The sequence below is a fragment of the Natronorubrum texcoconense genome, from assembly GCF_900100335.1.
Lineage (GTDB): Archaea > Halobacteriota > Halobacteria > Halobacteriales > Natrialbaceae > Natronorubrum > Natronorubrum texcoconense.
In genome coordinates this window covers 182469-202780 of the sequence record NZ_FNFE01000005.1, presented here as the reverse complement: position 1 = coordinate 202780, position 20312 = coordinate 182469, and the positions used below count along the sequence as shown (strand labels likewise).

Annotated in this window: 12 protein-coding genes and 1 pseudogene; 4 read left to right on the top strand and 9 right to left on the bottom strand. The window is 59.5% G+C overall.

What is annotated here, in order from left to right; all coding sequences use genetic code 11:
* Positions 1–234 precede the first annotated feature (234 nt).
* Positions 235–1164, top strand: coding sequence for an alpha/beta fold hydrolase (locus BLT08_RS15780; protein ID WP_139171318.1), 930 nt, complete (start codon positions 235–237; stop codon positions 1162–1164).
* A gap of 265 nt (positions 1165–1429) precedes the next feature.
* Positions 1430–2314 (top strand): CPBP family intramembrane glutamic endopeptidase, encoded by an 885-nt coding sequence (locus BLT08_RS15775; protein ID WP_090309724.1) that lies wholly within the window; start codon positions 1430–1432, stop codon positions 2312–2314.
* 15 nt (positions 2315–2329) lie between these two features.
* Here the strand turns inward: BLT08_RS15775 and BLT08_RS15770 are convergent, their stop codons facing one another.
* The 3 genes from BLT08_RS15770 to BLT08_RS15755 all read right to left on the bottom strand — a co-directional run bounded on the left by BLT08_RS15770 (position 2330) and on the right by BLT08_RS15755 (position 5864).
* Positions 2330–3574 (bottom strand): alpha/beta hydrolase family protein, encoded by a 1245-nt coding sequence (locus tag BLT08_RS15770; RefSeq protein ID WP_175529339.1) that lies wholly within the window; start codon positions 3572–3574, stop codon positions 2330–2332.
* A gap of 272 nt (positions 3575–3846) precedes the next feature.
* A complete protein-coding gene (locus BLT08_RS15760; protein ID WP_090309715.1) occupies positions 3847–5346 on the bottom strand; it encodes a serine hydrolase domain-containing protein in 1500 nt (499 codons plus the stop codon).
* Between the two features lie 113 nt (positions 5347–5459).
* Entirely contained in the window at positions 5460–5864 is a 405-nt protein-coding gene (locus BLT08_RS15755) for a flavodoxin domain-containing protein (protein WP_217636380.1), read from the bottom strand.
* Positions 5865–6049: 185 nt separating this feature from the next.
* On the opposite strand from BLT08_RS15755, the gene BLT08_RS15750 reads away from it, so the two are divergent.
* Complete coding sequence (locus tag BLT08_RS15750; protein WP_090309712.1) at positions 6050–6937, top strand: ArsR/SmtB family transcription factor; 888 nt, start codon at positions 6050–6052, stop codon at positions 6935–6937.
* 469 nt (positions 6938–7406) lie between these two features.
* Here the strand turns inward: BLT08_RS15750 and BLT08_RS15745 are convergent, their stop codons facing one another.
* Positions 7407–9104: a bacterio-opsin activator domain-containing protein gene (locus BLT08_RS15745; RefSeq protein WP_090309708.1), complete on the bottom strand. Its 1698-nt coding sequence runs from the start codon at positions 9102–9104 to the stop codon at positions 7407–7409.
* 185 nt (positions 9105–9289) lie between these two features.
* Entirely contained in the window at positions 9290–11266 is a 1977-nt protein-coding gene (locus BLT08_RS15740) for a histidine kinase N-terminal 7TM domain-containing protein (protein ID WP_090309705.1), read from the bottom strand.
* A 369-nt stretch (positions 11267–11635) separates the two neighbouring features.
* Between BLT08_RS15740 and BLT08_RS15735 the strand changes: the two genes are divergently transcribed.
* Positions 11636–16225, top strand: coding sequence for a carboxypeptidase regulatory-like domain-containing protein (locus BLT08_RS15735; RefSeq protein WP_245724242.1), 4590 nt, complete (start codon positions 11636–11638; stop codon positions 16223–16225).
* Between the two features lie 34 nt (positions 16226–16259).
* On the opposite strand, the pseudogene BLT08_RS23440 reads toward BLT08_RS15735, so the two are convergent.
* The 4 genes and pseudogenes from BLT08_RS23440 to BLT08_RS15715 form a co-directional block, all read right to left on the bottom strand.
* Positions 16260–16850: pseudogene (locus BLT08_RS23440) on the bottom strand (IS6 family transposase).
* A 108-nt stretch (positions 16851–16958) separates the two neighbouring features.
* Complete coding sequence (locus tag BLT08_RS15725) at positions 16959–18287, bottom strand: MmgE/PrpD family protein (RefSeq protein ID WP_090309697.1); 1329 nt, start codon at positions 18285–18287, stop codon at positions 16959–16961.
* Entirely contained in the window at positions 18284–19408 is a 1125-nt protein-coding gene (locus BLT08_RS15720) for a branched-chain amino acid ABC transporter permease (protein ID WP_090309694.1), read from the bottom strand. Before BLT08_RS15720 ends, BLT08_RS15725 begins: the two co-directional genes overlap by 4 nt.
* Complete coding sequence (locus BLT08_RS15715; RefSeq protein WP_245724240.1) at positions 19401–20270, bottom strand: branched-chain amino acid ABC transporter permease; 870 nt, start codon at positions 20268–20270, stop codon at positions 19401–19403. Before BLT08_RS15715 ends, BLT08_RS15720 begins: the two co-directional genes overlap by 8 nt.
* Positions 20271–20312: the final 42 nt, after the last annotated feature.

Genomic DNA, 20312 nt, shown 5'->3' with positions numbered 1-20312 from the left:
GTATCGCACACGTACGAGGACTCCGAACGAACGACGAAAACAACAAATCGAGGTGGACGATGAGGCGGAACCAGTGTCTGCTGCTGTCGAGTATTTCGATGAACTCGCTTGTCGTGATCACCCTGTATCGGTACGCGAAGAAATTCACGCATCGAAGGGGCTGATACTGGACAAAAGCGATCAGGCCTTCACTGTTCGACTGCCCGGTTGTCCTCCGTTGGAGGTTGAGAGTTCGTGTGGATATACCCACCAGCGGCGCTCAGTCCCACGAACAAGAGGGCGAATATAGAACGAGCTTCGAGCCACTATTCGAAAGTGGTCGTCAGCCGGTATAGTACTATAAACGTCAGCACCCTTTTGGAATTATCCATGAACCCAACTAGGGAACAGTTCTCAGGCCATCCAACAATTCGATTCGGTAGCGGTCCCGAACCGCTCGTCATTCTTCCCGGACTTAGCGACGCGTTAGAGGGAGGTGACACACCGAAAATAACACGGCTCCTTCTCGAGCGGTACTATATGCGGCCATTTGCTGACGACTTCGACGTGTATGTCGTAAAGCGTCCACGTGACATGCCGGACGGCATCACGACCCGAGAGATGGCACGTAATTATGGCGATGTTCTCGCCGAGATCGGGCCTGCGAACGTGCTCGGACTCTCGATGGGTGGATTGATTGCACAGTATCTAGGCATCGACCACGCCGAACACGTGCAAAACCTCGTTATCGCAATTGCCGGTCCGCGGTTGAGCGAACGTGGCCGCGAAATCGTGTCCGACTGGCTCGCCGCCGGACGTGACGGAGATTGGGCGAACGTGTACGTTGGAAGCATCGAAACGACGTACTCCGCCGGGACGAAACGCGCTGCGTACGGTGCACTTCTCAAAATTCCGGGAATCATCAAAGAACCACCGTACCCGAATGATTTCATCACCTCGGCACAGGCTTGTCTCGACCATGACGCCACAGGCGAACTCGACACGATAGAACCGGAAACACTCGTCATCGGCGGTTCTGAAGATCGACTTTTCGACGCTGAGGACCTTCAGGCGATGGGAACGACAATCCCGAACGCACGGACACATCTCATCGAAAACACTGGACACGGTGCCTTCGAGGAACGCAGACGCGAATTTTGCTCTACGGTCGCGTCGTTCCTCTGAACAACGGTCAGCGTAACCTGTCCCGTAGTGAGTACGCTCGGTATCTGTGTGACGTTCACAGTACTACTGATTACCTGCTTCAACCCGAATTGGTCGCAACAAGCGAAATCGAGTGTTGAACTCATCCTCTATGTTTCGGATCCGAAAACATCGAATTCTCTATATTACAACAAAGCCATAACGGTACAACGAATTAATCGGAGTTAGATCTAAAGGTGAGAACCGACATCCTGAATCGTCCTAACCGTGTATCTCGGCTATCCTCATGCTCACGAACTGGATTCGAACACATCGCCTCGTTTCGTTTTTTCTTCTTACCTACGCAATCTCCTGGAGCCTCAACGGTGTCGTCATCGCTCTCCAAATGGAACCGTCGTGGACACGGTGGATCCTCAGCGGCTTTCTCAGTGCCTCCGGACCAGCGATCGCCGCCGCCATCGTGGTTCACGTCAGTGACCACGATCTTCGAGTGTGGGCGCGTAGCATCGTTCACTGGCGCGTTCATCCGAAGTGGTACGTGGCCGCGATCGGAATCCCTGCTGCGATTGCGTTGAGTGCTGGAGCCATAGCTGCGTTACTCGGTGGCCCGATCGATTTCGGTGCGTTCTCGCCCAACCTACTCACGCTCACATTCGGGATTCTCCTGGGGACGTTCATCGGCGGCGGACAAGAAGAGATCGGCTGGCGTGGGTTCGCCCAGCCAGAACTCCAGCAGCGCTACGGTGGGCTCGTCGCGGCCATCGTGATTGGCGTCCTCTGGGGTGGATGGCACCTTCCGTTGTTTTTCGATCCGACCGCTCCACACGCCCAGTGGCCGCTCGCATCGCAGTTGGCGTACTTCATCGGCATTATCGGATTCTCGGTACTCCTGGCCTGGGTCTACAACGGCTCGGGTGGAAGCATACTGCTGGTCATGATCATGCACGGGAGCGAGAATGCCCTGGGTGCGCTTGTCCCGCTCGACGTGGATCTCGTCATCGTAGACGGCGTCCCGGACTGGGGACTGCTCGTGTCACTCAACGTCGCTCACGTAGCGGTGACGTGGGTGTCCGCGCTGGTTACAATCATGGTCGTCGGAACCGGATTACGTGCTACGAGACTGTCAGCAGCCGGAGCTACCGGTACAACACGGCAGGACGAACGAGTGTGATCGCCTCTACGGTACTCACGTCAAGAAGATGCCGTCCAGCCAGTCAAAGGTGATCTGCTGCCCTCGCGTCCAGTTGTCCATCTGAACGTGATCGTCGGAGCCGTCCGCTCCGAGCGTAAATACGTAGAGATCTTTCTCGTCAGCCGAAAGGCCTTCGACGAACGCCTCCGTTTGGACGATCATCTCTTCGCCTTCGTCTTCACCGACGAGCGCGAGGGTTGGGCACGTGATCTCGTCGAGATCGTCCTTGATCACCATGTCCGAACCGATCGGTTCGTCAGATTTCAGCCACTCCGAAATCGTCATCTCCGGCTTTCCGAAGGAGTAGAAGCCGTACTCGACGTACGCCTTCGCCAGCGGTGACTTGTCGAGTCGTCGCTCGACGAGCCGTTCGAGAAGCGGCCCGGGAACTCTACCGATAAGCGGATTGACGAGCCCCGACTGGATCTTCGGCACGTCGATCATCGGACTGTTTGCGATCAACGCGTCCACCCGGTCGTCGTGGATTGCGACACGTGGGGCGACGTACCCGCCAAAGCTGTAGCCAGCCATCGCTATTCGGCCGTCACCCCCAGGGAGACCTTCGACGTAGTCGAGGATCTCTGCAAACGGTACCTCGTAGTCGGGGCGTTTGACACAGTCGTCGTAGAGCAGAACCGCTCCGCGGTGACCCGGGTAGTCGATCGTGAAGTAATTGTACCCTCGACGAACCGCCGCGGAGCCGGTGAACACCGTGAGCGCTTCGAGCAACTCGTCGTTCCCGCCGACGGCTACCATCGTGGGTCGCTCCTGGTCGTCGTCGGCAGGCCGCCAGTAGTACGCTGGAAGCTTCCAGTCATCGACCTGAACCTCGTGCACTTCGATAGGGGGATCAAATAGCGGACACGCTCGCTGGAAACACTTCTGGCTCTTCTCCCACAGCTCGAAAAACCGGGGGTGAGACGGAGAACAGCCGTGGTCTGCGGCTCCGTAGTAATTTTGTGCTCGGAGGAATAGTTCCCGGGCACTGATTTCGTGACCCTCGTTGAGTGCGTCCTCGGCATCCTGTTCGAGACGTTCTGCGAGGGTCGCCCATTCCGAAATCCAGCTCTCGACGTCGCGTTCGTTGACTCGCCGAGCAGCCGAGAGACACTCGCCGACTTCAGCACCCTTCTCGGTCATCTGCGCCAGCGTTCGAAGGAACGTCCAGTCCGTCTCGTGATCGTCGAAGACGCCAAAGCCTTTGGTCGCTCGCGCTGTTCCGAAGGTTCGCTCGGACATTGTGAATTGATTCACCACCGCAAGTAGCATAAACTGACTCCACAATGGGAACTCCGAGATCTTTTGTGTCGGCGTGCAGAGATGCGACCTTCAGAGTCGTATTCGAGTACTATCAGTGGTACCCAAAAGAGGTACGATACGCCGAATGCGATGGCGAAGAACTGCCACGGGTTCGAGTACTCGAAGAACTCCGCCTCCATGTCTGAGGATGCTATGATGGATACAGTCGAAGTCTCACCGCTGCTTTGTCGCTGGTGCTGTCGTCAGTCACGTCATTTCACCTCTTCTGTTCGAGGAAAGAGGACCGTCACCAATAGTAGAACGACGACTACAGACAGTGCTAGCCCAACCCACTCGGCAATTACTGGCAGGAAGAATGCTACGGTCTCCCGGCCAAGGGTCCACCAGAGTCCGAGCGTCGCCAGTCCAAGACCAGCGAGGATCGCCCGAATGGAGCGGTCACGTTCGGACAGCGGAGCGAACGATCGCTTCCCGGTGATACCTCCGTAGCCGAGTCGTAGGACAAGCCCGGCCGCGATACCTACGAGAATCCAGATTGGCAGACGGACCCATCGCCTTGCGCGTGCCAGTGAGACCGTGGGGAATCCACTCTGTTCAATCCACGCCTCGACCACGTCTGCGATTAGCTGCAAGCTCCGTTCGCTGTTTGTGAGGATGACGATACCGTCGCCGGTCTCGGGGACGGCATGAAACCAGTTCCACGAACCGGCTCCCTGTCCGCCGTTCATTACGGCTTGATTTCCGTCGGCGAGCGTTTCGACGAAAAATCCGAGGCCCGAACCGTCGGTGGCGAGGCCATAGAACCCCGTCGTCTCCACCGTTTCGCTGTATAACTCCGCAATGGTCTCGGGACCGAGTACGCTGCGCCCAAGTGGCTCCTCGGTTGCCTCCGCTCCAGCGGCGACGAAGCGTGCGATATCTCTGGCGGTCGCGTACAGTTCGCCGTGGGCATTGGCAGGGCCGTGTGACGCAGGGACTGGCGTTCCATCAACGAAGTGCTCAGTCGCCAGCTCCGAACGGAGCCGATCGGTCATGGAGAAGGTTGCCCTGTCCATCCCCAGTGGGCTCAGGATTTCCTCGTCCATGTACGCTGCATAGTCGCGGCCCGTGACGTCCTCAATCAGGAGTTCGAGCAGTGCGTAACCCGGATTCGAGTACCGAAACTCACCGGGCTCATCAATCGGTCGCGCTACAGGTCCGCCTCCGTTTCCGGACAGCGCCTCCCGGAGTAGAGGCGGCTCTTCGTCGATTGGGACGCTATCGTACCCACCTGCTGGCAATCCAGCGCTGTGGCTGAGTACTCGCCGTACGGTCACTTCCTCCCACGAATATTCGGCGTCCGGGGGCTCCCAACTTGTGAGATGGTTGCTGATCGGATCGTCGAGAGCAATTTCGTCCTGTTCGACGAGCTTCAGCACCCCCCATGCCGTGACCGACTTCGTGATCGACTGCACTCGGAACGGGGTATTCTCGTTCGTCGGACGTTCTTCCGTGAGGTCAGCAGTGCCGTACGCACCGCTCCACGTCACCTCGCCGTCTTTGATTAGGGCAATCGATGCCCCCGGCACGTCGTAACGGTCAAGCAGGCCAGGAACGCGTCGGTCGAGATACGTCGGGGTCGGTTCGCCGGGCTCTACGATGTTTCTGGTGGAGCCGAACTTCCCGGAGAGCCCCCCGCCAACTCCAACGAGCGGGGCCGAGAGCAACTGGCGGCGAGTGGTAGTGACGGGTTCCGCGTAATTCGACCCCATAGTATGCTTTAGGTGGATCGACTGGAAAAACTGTGCTACTATTCCTCCTTCAAGAGAATCCTCGTCGCATTGCTACCAGACGGGATGTAGTCGTGAAACGGAACATGGCAACATTAAGAAACCGTACTTCGTGTACCCAACGCGCTACCGAACAGGGCGATTCTATCGGGCTGCCAGTCAGTGGCCTCGATAAACTCCTCGACGTAGCCAGCCGCTTGGACTTCCCTGACTTCACCGGTGGAGGACAGCGATCCCTGGAAGAAGGCGGTTGGTTTCGTCGCCAGCGTGTTGCGGTGAGCGGTGACGAACTCACGGACCGATGTCTGGTGTTTGCCGGTGTAAATAGACGCGCCGACGAGGATCGCGTCGAAGTCATCAATTGCGAATTCCGGCGAAATCTCACTCGCGTTCACCGTCGTGGCTTCGTGCCCACGGTCGATGAGCACGTCACCGATGCGAGTTACAACTTTTTCTGTTTGTCCCTCACTGGTTCCATAGAGTACGAGGAATGATGCCATGGTGAATCCCGTTTATCTAGCCCCGCATTGACAATAAAGGGGTAGCGAGTTTCAGAACTCATCCTTCGTTCGGGTTGACCTTTACCAGCCGTCCAATGAACGTACTCTTCGTAGCGATAGTTCGTGATCGAGGGAGGCAACTGTTCTTATCCCAGTGGACCACAGATGGGGAGTAGGACCTATCCATGGGAGTAGATCAAAACGATCAAATCGATCAGGAGGTGGTTGACGCTATCAGCGCGCTCGGAAATTCGCAGCGTTTGCAAATTTTGCTGGCGTTAGGTGAGGTGGAGCGAGAGCATCACGAACAGCGGTTCACGATGACGTTTACCGAATTATATGATGCAGTCGATATCGATAGTACGTCTCAGTTTTCGTATCACCTGAACCAGCTCGTCGGACAGTTTGTCAGTGAGACACCCGACGGATATCGCTTGACGTATAGTGGAACCAAGATTGTCCGAGTTATCCGCTCGGGTGTGTACGAGAGCACATCAACGTTTGAGGATCAGGAGGTTTCCGGAGCCTGCGTGTTCTGTGATGAAACGACACTTCTGGCAACGCTCGACGTCGATCAGTTCCGTATTCGATGCACATCGTGTAACGCGATTCTCATTACTGATTTCTGCCCACAAAGTCAAACTCGAAACCGAACCTCCGAGGAAGTCATAGAAAGTTTTTGCTACCGCATCTGGAGCATGTACATTCTCCTCCGAGGTGGTATCTGCCCGGAGTGTTTCGGCCCTGTCGATACAGTTGTTAGCCAGTATGAGCACGGTGAAAACGCCCAACATATCTACAATAGTTCGTGTCGTGAATGCCAATTCCTGGTCAGTATGCCGGTCGAAGTACCGGTTGCGTTTTACCCTGCTGTCCTCTCCCTATTCTGGGAACACGGTATTTCGGTACTTGATGTTCCGCTCTGGGATCTGTACGAGTACATCACATCGGACGTGATCGTAATGGAGGTCATCTCTGACAAGCCGTTCGAAGCACGGTTCACTGTTACACTGAACGACGAGTCGCTGTCTCTCAGAATGGACGATACCGTGACTGTCACACTCGAACCGTGATCACGGGGAACTCTATTTTCGCACGGCTAAGTCACTGATCTCTCGAACCGGAATACCGGCTCATCGAAGCGAAAATCGCGTAGGTGTGTACAGATCGTCGTGTTCTTATTTCACTTCAATTGTTGCCCTGTCACCCAATCTTGCGGACGAAGTTGGTGCTGATCCAGCACGACTGGTGGAGGCGTCAAGGTCGTTTGTCATCTGTCTCTCACAGAATGAACGTCGACGGATTCTAAACGCCTGTCTAGACGCTTCTTGCGTACGCTTACAACGGCCTGGGAGCTCCGAATACTTTGAATGTTCCCCGTCAGATATGACTCATCGCTGGTTTCCACTATACAGCGCCCCCTAGTTCTAACGGATTAATGCGGCTCCGTCTGGCGATCCATAAGGATCGTTCGAAACCGTCGGTCATGAGATGGCCAGCAGTGAGTGACTGGTTGATTACGGACCAGTCGACGAATCCGGTTCACTCAGACACTAGTTCCTCGAACACCTTTGATTGCGCAGCTCGTAGGTGCTGAGTGAACGTCGCTCGAGAGATATCGAGCATCGCCGCGAGTTCACCGGTGTTGTGCCGGCGCGGTCGCTCGAAGTATCCCGCGTCGAGCGCCAGTTCCAGCACCTGACGTTGCCGGTCCGTCAGTCGTTCCAGCCCACCCCAGCCGGCATCCTCCGGTTGGGGGTGATCGGACCAAACCGTCGTCACCGATGCGTCGGCGAACGCGTCCTCGAGATGATCGATGACGGGACGAACCGCCTCCGTAGCCCGAACGGAGGCCGAGATACGCATCTGACCGTCGGCAACGACGGTTCGTCGGAATCGACCCCCGACCTCAACGAGGACCGTTTCCGGCACCGGCGTCTCGACGACGAGCCCGCATCGAACAGGGTCGTCGGTCCCGTACACTTCGACCGAGCGTACGGACGCCACGGCCTCGACGGCGTCCTCGAGCGAGGTCGCAGACGTATCCGAGATAGAGGCCAGATAGAGCACTTCGTCGTCGTTTCTGGGAATGACGGTTCCGACCTCGATCGTCGCCGTTCGCGCCAGTTCGCGGGAGAGCGCCACGAGGGGTGAGAATTCGTCCGCGACGGTGATCTCGAGGGACGTGGCGGTCGACGAGAACAGCGCCCGTCGCCACTCCGTTGCCTGGAACGCGTAGCCAACCGTCTCAGCGTACTCGGAGAGCAACTCCCTCGCCTGGCGGTCGGACGAGACGCCGTCGTTGTAGACGGCGAGCACGCCGAACTGGACATCGTCGTGTTCGATGGGAACGGCCATCGCAGAGCCAATGCCGTGCTCGAGCGCCGCTTGTCGCCACTCTGCTACGCTTCGGGCCCCGTCGATCCCCTCGCCGGAATCGGGCCCACATTCTGCGTTTTCAGCTCTCGATTCGGCATTGACGGACTCCGGCGGTTCGCCGACGGAGTCTATCGGCGATACGGCGACTGTGTCGCCGCGTGCGAGCGCCGTCACCGCTGGCTCGGTCCCGTCACCAGGTTTCGTTCCCGGCTCGAGGACCGCTTCGAGGTAGCTGTCGTCGCCGGCCGTGGCGAACGGGACGACCGCGCCGTTGCGATCGAGGACGCCGATCCACGCGAACGCGTACCGGTGCTCGTCGACGAAGTGTTGGCAGACGCCTCGGCCGAGGTCCTGTCTGGTCGTGCTGGCGGTCACCAGTCTGCGCAACGCCTCTTTGCTCCGCCGTTCACGTTCGAGCGCACGTTCCGTTCGATAGGCCTCTACGACGGACGCGACCCGCGTGGCGAGGAGGTCAGGTTGGCCCGCCAAGTCGTCCTTTCTAACGTAGTCGGTAACGCGCTCTCGGATCGCCTCGCTCGCGACCGATTCGTCTCCCTGTCCGGTGACGAGCACGAAGGGGAGCTTCGGGTGGTCGCGTCTGACCGCTTCCAGGAATTCGAGCCCGGTGCCGTCGCCGAGCTGGTAGTCACAGATGAGACAGTCTGGGGAACCCGTCTCGAGGGCGTAGAGGGCGTCCTGAAGCGTGTGGGCCGTCGAGACAGAGATAGCGTCGTAGTGCCGCTCGAGGACTCGCCGCTGCGTCCTCGCCCACGTTTCGTCGTCGTCGACGAGCAGCGCGTCGACCGTTGGGGGCGGGGCGTGTTGGTCGTCCAATCCGGCGTCCGTGTTCAGTGCTGTCATTGGCGTATTTTCTCATCGTCCGCTGGGCCGTCTCCCGTATCCACGAGTCAGTCGCGACCGCTCTGGCGCCTCTTCTTCGGAGAGGCGAGTCGATTTGTCGGTCGCGTTGTCGATATCACTGCTCAGAGGTCGGCACCCGACATACTAAAACACATACCACCATGCGGTGGTGCGCCGAAGATCGGTCAGTCGACCTCGAGGATCTCGAACCGCGCTCCACCGTCGGCCGCCTCGCCGATCTCGAGGGACCAGCCGTGTGCTTCGACGATGGTTCGGACGATGGCAAGCCCGTAGCCCGCACCGGAGCCCGTGCTGACCCCGAACTCGAGGAGGTGCTCGCGTCGCTCGGGTGGGATTCCGCGGCCGTCGTCCTCGACGTAGAAGCCACGTTGCTGGGCGGTTTCTCGACCGGTGGAATCGGTCCCGTCGCCCCTACCGTCGATGGCCGAACCGACCGTTCCGACTCGAATCGTCGTCACTCGAGTGTCGGTCGCCGCTCTCGTTCCGCTGGTCTGCTCGTCAGGAAGAGTAATTCTGTCCGCCCAGGATTCGCCTCGATCCTGGTTCCGCTCGACGACATCGGCGTCGACGGCGATCTCAGAGTCGTCCGGTCGGGATTCCGGTGAGCCGTGTTCGACGGTATCCTGCTGAGCCCGCGAAACAGGGCTCGTAGAGCCGTGCTCTACGGTGTTCCGACGAGTGTGCGAGTCGGGGTTCGTCGAACCGTGTTCGACAGAATTCTGAAACAGGTTTTCGAACGCCTGCTGCAGCCGCCGCGGATCGCCCCTGGTCGTCCGTGTTGACTCGATCACGAGCGTCAACTCACCGGTGTCCACGACGTCCCACGCCGCGTGCGCGACGGACTCGAGATCGCACTCGACCGGTGACTCGACGTCGGTGCTCTCCCGTGCGAGTTCGGGGAGCGCCTCGGCGAACTCCCGTAGTCGGGCGTGGACAGCCTCGAGATCGTCGAGCGATTGCTCGAGTTCCGGATCGTCGTCATCGGTATCTGCGCGAATGAGGTGGACCAGACTCTCGCCTGTTGCGAGTGGCGTCGCGAGGTCGTGCGAGACGACGCTGGCGAGGCGTTCGAGCTGTTCGTTTTTGGCCTCGAGGTTCTCTTGCTGGCGTTTTTGAACCGTAATGTCCGTCAACGAAACGATACAGCCGCGTGGATCCTGACGGTCCGGATCGATGGAGCGAACGCGAGCGATGTACTGTCGGGGCCTGCCGTCGACGTCAATCATACATTCCATGGCTGTCTCGAGATTCGGATGGAGGCCGCCGTCGTCGAGCAGCGTCTCTGGGAGCACGTCGGTGATATCGCTGCCTTCGATAGATGTGATGGTACTGTCGGCGTTGACGAGTATGCGAGCCGCGCGGTTGACATCGAGAATTCGATTCGAGTTAGTGACAACGAAGACGGGGTCATCGAGGGTGTGAAAGACGCGTTCGTGGGCGACCGGGACGAAGCCGGTGAGTTCGGTGCGCTGGACGATCACCGCCAGCGGGATGCCGGCGAGAACGAAGATGACTGGGGTGAGATCCGCCGTCGGAATCGGTTGGACACCGAGGTGGAACACGCCGTTTGCGACCCACGGCGCGCTCAGACAGGCCAAAAGCACCAGCGACTGTCGACGATAGAGCCGGTTTGTCGTGAAAATTTCGGCGACGATCAGGGCGGTTCCGACCAGTAGCAGCCCGTAGGCGTAGATGATATTGATTCGGTGGCCGATCGCCGGTGGCGTGTCAAGCAGGGCGACGCCGTCGACTATCGTGACCACGGTGTCGGCGTAGAACAGCGAATGATATGGCGCAGTCCAGACAAGCGTCAGGACGCCCGCAGGAACGACCGACAACAGGGCGATTCGTCGCCTCGAGAGCCAGGCCTCGTGGTCAGTGTACTGGAGTGCAAAGACGAGCCAGACGATAGGCGCAGAGACGACCGACAAATACGATAACTGGATGAAAAATAGGAGCCACTGCTCGCTCGAGGCGACCAGATAGCCGACGTACGCCGCCGCCCAAAAGCCGATGACGAGCAGAAACAGACCGAAGGTAAAGGAGGGCTGTCGGCGGTCGTATTTAGTCAATAACGCGACCGCTAGCAGACCGCCGATGAGTGCTGACCCGGCGTAAGCGATTAGCCCGACGATATACATACGTCTGTGATTGTGTTACGCGCCAGCCAGTACGACTCTATCGGTCCGACTTAGGTCATTTTGGAGAAAGGTAGACCAAGCAGTCGGCAGCGACCGCTGCAGTACGCATCCCTCGCCATACCACTATCCGCTGGTATTCGGTTTATGCGCTATCTATCAGTATCTGTGAGCAAGAATGCCATCTATTCATCGCCCGATATCCGTTCGGTTTCGACTGTCACAGCCTTTTCGGGAGTTGTGTGAGACTCTCAGTCGACTACGGATCCAAGGGCTGGCTACTCGAGGACGCCAGATTGTCTCGGGGCCGACACTGACCTCGGAGGATCGATGAGGGGGCTTCGGCTCACGGCGATCGTTTTTATCATCGTAATGAGTGCCTTCGCTGGCGGACTCATCGGGACGGCAGCGACCGATCCGGTCGATCTCGGCATGGGCCTCGAGGGAACCGTCGTCGACGTGCACGCACACTCTCCGTCGGATGTCCCGATCGAGGATGCGAGCGTCATCCTCGTTTACCCCGATGGGACCGAAGACGAGGTGCAGACGGACGAGAACGGCGCATTCACGCTCGAGGACGTGCCCGGAACCGGCGAGGAGTACGAACTCGAAGCGATCGCAGAGGGCTACGAGGCGAACGCCACGACCGTCACCGTCGACGACGATGTCGAAGACGTCGTTATCGGACTCGAGGGCAACGCGACCGTGAGCGGCCACATTGAAGATACCACGTTCGAATCCGGCGTGCCCGACATCGACGTGTCGGCCGAAAACGGCGCGGGAACGTACATGAACGAGACGGACGAGGATGGTTCGTACACGATCCCCGTGCCCGGAACGGGCGAGGAGTACACCGTGAGCGCCGATCCAGACGGCTGGGAAGGGAGCTCGACGACGGCGGCGTCAGTCGCTGATGGCGAGGACGTCACCGGCGTCGACCTCGAGCTTACCGGCGATGCGGACAAACGGATCACCCCGAGAGACAACCGTACGCAGGAGCAACTCAAGGGAGTCACAGTGACAGTCGAGAGCGAGAGCTTGGGGGAAACGGCGTTTACGGGCGATGGCTTCGATCGGATAGAGTTCACCGTTCCCAGTGGGCAGCCCTACACGCTCACCGCCTCGAAAGACGGATACAGGGATCGCCCACTCCCCACCACTCCACACTCCGGTACAAATAACCGCAACTTCTTCATAGGCGGCAACGCCGAACTCACCGGCTGGGTCACCGACGGCGAGAGTGGCGGCGGAGTCGAAGGTGCGACCGTCACCGCCGAAAACGGCGCGGGTGCGTACAGTGCGACGACCGGCGCGGATGGCAGCTACGAGATCGACGTACTTCCCGGCGGTCACGACTACGAGATGACGATCGAGAGAGACGGGTACGAACCAGTCACTATCCCCGAAGAGCACGTTGCGGACGAAGCCGACCACGAACTCGACGTCGAGCTGTCCGGCGACGCCGCAATCGAAGTGGACGTCGTCTCCGAACGCACCGGAGACGGACTCGAGGACGTGACGGTCGAGGCAGTTGGCTCTGATGGCGCAGGACCGTACACGGGATCGACGGCTGTCGACGGTTCAATCGCGTTCGAGGCTGTCTCGAGCGTCGACGCCTACGACCTCGAAATCTCGAACGACGGCTACGAGCCGGTGACGATCGAGGGCGTCGACCTCGAATCGGGCGAGACAGCCGAACTGGAAGCCGCGCTCGAGTATTCGGCATCGATCGACGGCACGGTGGCCGACCGACTCACCGGCGACCCGATCGAGGCTGTGGAGCTCGAGGTCACCGAGAATGCGACCGGAACGGCGTTCACTATCGAGAGCGCGACGGACGCCGACGGGGAGTACGAGGTGGCCGTCCCGGGCTATACGGACATCGATACGACGTACGACGTTTCGGCCTCCGCCGACGGCTACGAAGCCGAGACCGAACGCGGCGAGACGGTGCTGCGAGCCGGTGGCAGCGAGACGATCGACGTCGCCCTCCTGGAACCCGGCGAGGAAACTGTCTTCGGAGCGGTAACCGACGCGGTGACTGATGAACCGATCGCCGACGCGGCCGTCTCACTCGAGATCGATGACGAGCGCGTCGACGCCGACCTGGCCTACGAGATTGAGACGGACGCCGACGGCAGCTACGAGCTGACCGAGGTCGTCGGCGGCTACGATTACACGTTCACCGCTGGAGCCGACGGCTTCGACGCCGGGACGGAATCCATTCACGCCGACGGGACCAAGGAGGTCGACGTCGCGCTGACTGGAAACGGCGCACTCGAGCTCGACGTCGTCGGCGAGCAGTTCGGCGACGGCCTCGAGGGTGCGACCGTCGAAGCGACGCCGGTCGACGGCGTTGGCACCTACGAAGGGAGCCACGACGGTGACGGCACCTATTCCGTCACCGAACTGCCGAGCGGCGTCGAGTACGCCGTCGTCGTGGCGGCGGCTGGCTACGAGCCGACCGAGCTCGACGTACTCATCGAGGAGCCCGGAGTCACGACACCGTCCGAGTCGGTGTTGCTCGACGGCGACGCCACGCTCGAGGTAAATGCCACTGACTCGGTCACCGACGAGGGCCTCGAGAACGTCTCGCTGACGATCGAGCGCGATGACGACGGCGCACAGTTCGAACCGGCGGAGACGACCGGCGACGACGGCACGCTCGAAGTGACGGTTCCCGGAACGGACGACGAGTACGCCGTCACCGTGAACGCCACGGGCTACGAGAAGTCGACTGCCACGACGGACGAAGTCGACTCGGGTGCGACGGTCTCGGTTCCGATCATGCTCGAGGGCGATTCGACCATCGAGGGAAGCGTAAGTGACCGGGTAACCGGCGACGCGCTCGGAGGGGCGACCGTGACGGCCGACGCGGACGGCACCGTCTTCGAAACGACGACCAACGCGGACGGCACCTACGAGTTCACGGTCGTTCCGGGCGATCGCGGCTACGAGATGACCTTCGAGGCGGACGGCTACCGATCCAACTCGACGACCGCTACGCCGTCGGCCGAGACGCTCGTGGTGGACCACTCGCTCTGGCTGGCCCACGAGGGTGAGGGGACGGACGAGGCGCCCTACCGGATCGCGAACGCGGCCGAACTGCAGGCGATCGGGGCGGCACTCGACGCCCACTACGTCCTCGAAGGAGCCGTCGATGCCGCCGAGGCCGACGTTTGGCACGACGGCGACGGGTTCGACCCGATCGGCGACTCGGAGTCGCCATTTGCGGGCGAGTTCGACGGCGATGGTCACGTCGTCGAGGCCCTGACGATCGACCGACCAGACGAGGATAAAGTCGGCCTGTTCACCGCCATCGGCGGCCACGACTTCGAAGGCGAGATTCGCGACGTCGGACTCGAGAACGCGTCTATCGTGGGCGGGTCGGATACCGGGGGGATCGTCGGTGCAAATTACGGTACCATCGCGCGGTCGTACGTGACCGGTGATGTTCACGGAAGTCAGCGAGTCGGCGGGCTGGTCGGGTTGACCGGGTACGAGGCGACCGTCTCCGACTCGTACGTGACCGCCGACGTCGGCGGCGACGGGGCCGTCGGTGGACTGGTCGGGCACAACCCTTCGTCCAGTTCCAACTCCGGCACGATCGAACGATCGTACGCGGCCGGCGAAGTGAACGACGGGGACGAATCTGGTAGCGTCGGCGGACTCGTGGGCACCGGCGGCGGCGACGTGACGTACTCCTACTGGGACACGCAAACCACGGGGCAGTCCGACTCCAGCGGCGGCGAGGGCCTCGAGACCTGGCAGATGCACGGGAAAAACGCCACCGTGACTATGAATGGCTTCGCCTTTACCGACACTTGGCACGCCACCGACCAGTACCCCACGCTCGCGTGGGAGGACACCGATCCCTTCTTCTCTGTGGCCATCACCGAGACAAACGCCCCAGTCACCGAAGGGACGACCCTCGAGGTGACTGTGAAGGTCACCAACTGGGCCGCAGATGGTGAGCAGTCGCTTGAATTTCGCGATTTCGAGGACAACCTGCAAGATAGCGATACTCTCGAACTCGAGGCCGGCGAGTCGAAAACATTGACATTCGAGTGGGCCACGGCCAGCGGCGACGTCGGCGAGAGTGACGTGACCGTTGGAAGCGTTAACGACATCTCCAGCGAGACAGTGACCGTCGAGCCCGTTCCGTCGACCGGAAGTGGGACGAGTAGTCCCAGCACGTCAGTAAACAGCGACGAAACGTCGTCAGTTCACATTTCAGGTGGCGACCTTCGCGCCGATGTTACTCCCACGATTAGAAACGGAATTTCCGAATCACTGCTTCAGTTCAGTCATGTTCGGACGGTTGATCTCCGGTTCGCCACTGACCCCACTGCAACCGAGCACCACGTAACAGCCACGAGCGAGCGACTCCACATCGAGTTCACCGACCGAATCGACACTGACCTTACGATCCGCGAGGCCAGCGAGCCGACCAGCGACGACGCTCGCGGCCTCGATCAAGGTCTCGAGGCAGTTGGCTACCTCCAGATCGCCACCGACTTCGAGCCCGACCAACTCGACTCGGCGACGATCGAGTTCAGCGTGCCGGCCGAGGCGCTCGAGACCGCTGACGGTGACGCCAACGCGGTCTCGCTGTACCACTTCGACCCCGACGCCGACGAGTGGCGCCCACTCGAGACGACGGTGATCGACGAAACGAAAGACGAACTTCGCTTCAGTGCTGGTGTCGACAGCTTCTCGCAGTTTGCCGTTGGTGTCGGACTACCTGACGTGGACGATGAGCACTCGAGCGCGGACGAGGCTGATGACGATGATCCGTCTAGCGTGGACGATGACTCGAGCGCCCGCGAGACTGACAGTGACAGCATGACTGAAGATGTCGACGACGGAACACCAGGTTTCGGAGTTAGTGTCACGCTGCTGGCGATCGTCGTGTTTCTCGTCGCTGGCCGTCAGTTCCGAAACGGTAACAAACACAGCTGATTTCGGCCGGTCGTGTGTAGTTTGTTTCATTGTGTCAGGCGACGAAGAACTGGGGTGACAGTTCTGCTGTAGATGATTGTACACGACTAAAACAGTTTGATAGCAAAGAGGTATGGTATTATATCTCATAAAAAACATGTTGAGAAGCGGTCCGATCTCGATGCTTTTCATATCGAACTTGGAGCCAGTTCAGCGGAATACAGTCTGGAGAGATTTTGATTTATCGACGAGAAATACAGCATCGTCGAGGTCATATTTCTCGGTGGGTTCTCGAGGAACCGTTCTGTCAATGTGGTTGTTGTCGTCAGATACTGCCGTATATGGGGTATCTTGTTCGTTACTGGATCGACAGCACTGTACAGCCAATATCGATGTTCCTCACGTTGAATCACCGTCTCATCAAATGCGACGTGATTCGGTTCCTTGTCACCTGCCAGCTGTCGAACGCCTTTATGAATCCAATCGTGGACTGCCTTTCGGCTACGCCCGACACCCAATCTCTATAATTATCGAACTATATTTGAATGTGAGAAGATCGCGGGATAGTATCAAATGTCGAGTTATGTCAGCTGGCGGGAAATCCACTCTCGTTGACCCAGTCGCGACGCCCGCTGAGGCGGTCGATTTTTGATAGAGACCATCACAAAATTGAACCATCTTACTTTTTATGGGTGGCGAAACAACACCGCAACTGACTGCTTTCGGAAGCAAATCCCGCGACGGTGAGGAGCTATCACGGTGTGACAGACTCACACAGGGTGCGAGCGTCCGGCATACCCTCGGATCGAAGCAGTGCCCACGTCCTCTCGGCGGCCGAGTCACCGAGGACGGGAGTCACGAGTGAATCGAACTTCTCGTGGAGCCGTGACTCGTTGAACGGACGCGTTCCCCCACCGCGGGCGTGATCGACGGTTATCGTCGATTCCGTCTCGCCGTGCTCGATTGTTACCCGTGCGCCACGACTGTCCGGGAGGGCGTCGGCGAACTCCGACCTTGCGTTGACGGTAACTCGAGTCGCGAGCTCGAACACCTCCTCTTTGAACGCGGCTGGTTCGAACGCGTCCTTCCCAGCGTGTCCGTGGACCAGCCGGGTCGCGATTACGAACGGAATCGAAAACTTAGCTTCGAGTCGCGTTTGAGGGGCCTGTTCGCCGAGACCGGCCGCCGCCGGATAGGTCTCGACTGCGATCGAATCGATCGCAGTTAGCTCCAACGCGGTCTCGTCCTCGAGTTCGTCGATTGCGTCGAGCACAGGGTGTGTATATCGGCAGGCGGCGTGAATCTTGAAGTAGCCGTTGCAGAGTTCCCACTCTTCTCCGAAATCGTCAGCCGAAATCGTGCTGATGGCACCATCGGTAACCGACTCGAGGTGGCGACGAACTCCATCTTCGAGTCCCGTGAAGCCGGCTTGGGCTTGATCGACGGCACGGATGGCGTCTGGTGCCACCATCCCGGCGTACGTGTCTCTGACACTTGCGCCCTCGAGGGCGGCTTCGAATCGAGTGTGTTGTGCGTGGTTCGCAGCAATACTGAGCGCGTTCGCAACTGTCTCGGCCTCGAGGCTGCGGTAGTTCGCCACGCCCGCGGCTGCGCCGACGACACCCCAGACGCCGTGCGGGTGGTAACCGTCGGCGAGGGGCTGGCAGGCTTGTGCGACGCGGGCGGCGGTTTCGTAGCCGGCGACGAACGCAGCGAGTAGGTCTTCGCCGGATCCGTCGTCGGCTTCGGCGACGGCTAACACGGCTGGAAGTACGTGGATCGAGGGATGGCCTGCCGCCCGTTTGTGCCCTTCGTCGAGTTCGAGTACCGTCCCGGCAGTGCCGTTGAGCGTTGCAGCCTGCTCGATCGGGAGTGACGAGTTGGTTCCGAGCACGGACGCCGGTCCCGAGCCGCGAGCAGCATACCGTGCTTGGAGTGTTCGAACGGGTTCGGTCGTCGATCCGGCGACGATCGACCCGATCGTATCAGCGATTACGAGTCCAGCGCGGTCACGAACATCGGATGGGAGCGCATCGGATGACAGTGTTGCAACGAACGTTGAGAGTGGGCTGGGAGCTGTCATTCGTCGTTGTCCATGTTTTCGTCATCGATCGTACTCTCGTACAGTCCGCGGTCTTCCAGCAGTTCGAAGAGCCGAGCGGGCCACGAGACGACCCCTTTCGGGCTGTAGAGGACGATCACGATGAGGAGCACTCCGTAGATAACGTGGTCGAATCCGGCGATATCGACGGACTGGCGAGCTATTTCGGCGAGCGGGATCACGAGGAACGCGCCGACGATCGGGCCGAGTACGGTGCCGATCCCCCCGACGATCGCCGGTAACAATACCTCGACGTTGACGAGGATGTCGTAGACCGTTTCCGGACGAATCGTGTTGAAGTACATCGCCCAGAACGCACCCGCCCAGGCGGTGAAGAACGCACTCACCGTAATGCCGACGAGTTTGTACCGGTAGGTCGGAATGCCGACGGCACTCGCGGCGTTTTCATTCTCTCGAATCGCGAACAGATACAGTCCGAGCCGGGACTGTTTGATCACGAGCGAGATCGCCGAGACCACGATGAGAAACGCCAGGATGACGTAGTAGTATGGCAAGGCGTTCTCGAACTGGAACGCGATCAGTCCGAAGCCGTCAGCGTACTCCTGTGGAAGCGGTCTAAAGAATCCACTGGCTCCGCCGAGTTGCGACACCGTATTGAAGGTGTGTCTGAGTAGTTCGGCGAACGCGAGCGTTGCTAGCGCGAAGTAGTGTCCCCGAAGGTCGTAGCGAAAGCAGAGCACCCCGATCAACAACCCATACAGGGAAGCGATGGTCGCGCCGACCAGCATACCGAGCCACGGATTCAGTCCCGCAGTGTTCAGCAGGATGATCGTGCCGTACGCGCCGAGTCCGAAGAACGCGGCGTGTCCGAACGAAAACTGCCCGGTATAGCCGGACATCATGTTCCACGCTTGTCCGGTAGTCGCCCAGACGAGCGTGAGGATCAGCATATGCACGCTGACCCAGGTACCGAGACTCAGTCCGAACGCGTACAGATTCAGTGTGAGTGGTAAGACGAGGAGTATGCCGAAAACTCCAGCGAGCAAAACGGCTGTCGAGTACCACTGGCGACGGAACGTTCGGTACCGGAGACGGGCACGATCGATTCGCGACGGCTGTGTCTGCGCTGTCGATTCACTCATGGACATCACCTCCGAGCAATCCCGATGGTTTCAACAGGAGAACCAGAATAAAGATGAGGAAGATTGCGATCTGATACCCCGATCCAGGGAGGAACACCTGTCCGAACACGTGTACGAAGCCGATTATCATGCCGCCGATCAGCGCACCAGGGAACGACCCCAGACCGCCGAGGACGACGATGACGAACGCATTAATTAGATACGCGTCGCCGAGATGCGGATCGATCGATTGGAACAACGGAATCACTGCGCCGGCGAGTCCGGCGAGTGCTGCACCGAACCCGAACGTCAGGTAGTCGATTCGCGGGACGTTGATGCCGACGTACTGGGCTGCATCCCTGTTGTCGGCAGTGCCGCGGATCGCCCGCCCGAGTTGCGTATACTGCAAGAAAGCCCAGGCAATGATCACGGCGAGCACCGCGATTATTAACGCGTACAGTTGGCCTAATGGAAGGTACACCCCTGCGAACTGGACCGATCCGAGTCCGAACTCGAGTCGCTGTGGATCCGCCGAAAACACGATTTCGATTGCACTCACGATGATCAACAGGACACCGAACGTGACGATCAACTGGTTCTCCTGTGAAGAGTCGATAATCGGCGCGATCGTCGAGAGATGGATACCGACACCCAGGACGAACAACGCGATAACTGCGATTGGAATCGTCAGGAACAGACTGAGTCCGAGCTCGTTCGTCCCCCACCAGACGATGTACATCCCTACGACCATCAGGGCGCCATGAGCGAAATTGATCACGTCCATCACGCCGAAGATCATCGTGAGCCCGAGCGCGACGAGGCCGTAAATTCCACCCAGCAAGATCGCAAACGCGACGTACTGGAGTGCAGTTGACGGATCCATAAATAGCGGTACAGCCGCTAGTTCCGAGACTGCATCGATCCC

What these genes read in the sequence shown, in the direction of transcription:
- BLT08_RS15775 (WP_090309724.1), top strand. Translation starts at nt 1,430, where the DNA reads ATGCTCACGAACTGGATTCGAACACATCGCCTCGTTTCGTTTTTTCTT.
- BLT08_RS15770 (WP_175529339.1), bottom strand. Translation starts at nt 3,574, where the DNA reads ATGTCCGAGCGAACCTTCGGAACAGCGCGAGCGACCAAAGGCTTTGGC.
- BLT08_RS15760 (WP_090309715.1), bottom strand. Translation starts at nt 5,346, where the DNA reads ATGGGGTCGAATTACGCGGAACCCGTCACTACCACTCGCCGCCAGTTG.
- BLT08_RS15755 (WP_217636380.1), bottom strand. Translation starts at nt 5,864, where the DNA reads ATGGCATCATTCCTCGTACTCTATGGAACCAGTGAGGGACAAACAGAA.
- BLT08_RS15750 (WP_090309712.1), top strand. Translation starts at nt 6,050, where the DNA reads ATGGGAGTAGATCAAAACGATCAAATCGATCAGGAGGTGGTTGACGCT.
- BLT08_RS15745 (WP_090309708.1), bottom strand. Translation starts at nt 9,104, where the DNA reads ATGACAGCACTGAACACGGACGCCGGATTGGACGACCAACACGCCCCG.
- BLT08_RS15740 (WP_090309705.1), bottom strand. Translation starts at nt 11,266, where the DNA reads ATGTATATCGTCGGGCTAATCGCTTACGCCGGGTCAGCACTCATCGGC.
- BLT08_RS15735 (WP_245724242.1), top strand. Translation starts at nt 11,636, where the DNA reads ATGAGTGCCTTCGCTGGCGGACTCATCGGGACGGCAGCGACCGATCCG.
- BLT08_RS15725 (WP_090309697.1), bottom strand. Translation starts at nt 18,287, where the DNA reads ATGACAGCTCCCAGCCCACTCTCAACGTTCGTTGCAACACTGTCATCC.
- BLT08_RS15720 (WP_090309694.1), bottom strand. Translation starts at nt 19,408, where the DNA reads ATGAGTGAATCGACAGCGCAGACACAGCCGTCGCGAATCGATCGTGCC.
- BLT08_RS15715 (WP_245724240.1), bottom strand. Translation starts at nt 20,270, where the DNA reads ATGGATCCGTCAACTGCACTCCAGTACGTCGCGTTTGCGATCTTGCTG.